Below are 580 nucleotides of genomic sequence, written 5' to 3'. Positions count from 1 at the left end.
CGTCAGCAAGCCGGCCTGTCCGGCCGTCACATAGCTGCCGTCCTGCTGTCTCGCGAAGCTCGACAGACCGTTGAGCGGCGATTTGATGGTTGTATAGCTGAGGTTGAGTTCCGCCGTCTGCACCTGCCCCTTGGCGGCGATCACGGCCGCTTCCGCGCTCTTCTCGTTGCCGGTTGCGTCGTCCAGATCCTTCTTGCTCAAAGCGTTCTGCGCGGCGAGCGGGATCACGCGCGCGAGATTGGCCTTCGTCACATAGAGCCGCGCCTCCTGCTGCGCGAGTTGGCCCTTGGCCGTCTGCAGCGCGGCCTCGAATGGTTTCGGGTCCATCAGGAAGAGCGTCTGCCCGGCATGGACCAGTTGACCCTCGGTATAGACCCGCTTATCGAGAAAGCCGTCCACGCGGGCGCGAATCTCCACTTCGCGTGAGCTCTGCGTCTGCGCGGTGAACTCGAACTCGACCGGCGTATCGTGCGGCTCGACCTGCATCACGGTCACTTCGGCCGCGCCGGCCTGCGGCGGCGGAGCTGGCTTGTGGCACGCAGCGCACAGCGCCAACGTTGCGTAGATCAGCAACCGCGCG

1 protein-coding gene is annotated in these 580 nt (G+C 65.2%); it reads right to left on the bottom strand.

Annotated features, from left to right (window positions below; translation table 11 throughout):
* The coding region (locus P0D73_RS46630; protein WP_494478267.1) for an efflux RND transporter periplasmic adaptor subunit at positions 1 to 580 on the bottom strand (580 nt) is incomplete at both ends.

The organism is Paraburkholderia sp. RL18-101-BIB-B (assembly GCF_046026985.1).
GTDB lineage: Bacteria > Pseudomonadota > Gammaproteobacteria > Burkholderiales > Burkholderiaceae > Paraburkholderia.
This window is presented reverse-complemented; position numbering and strand designations above follow the sequence as displayed.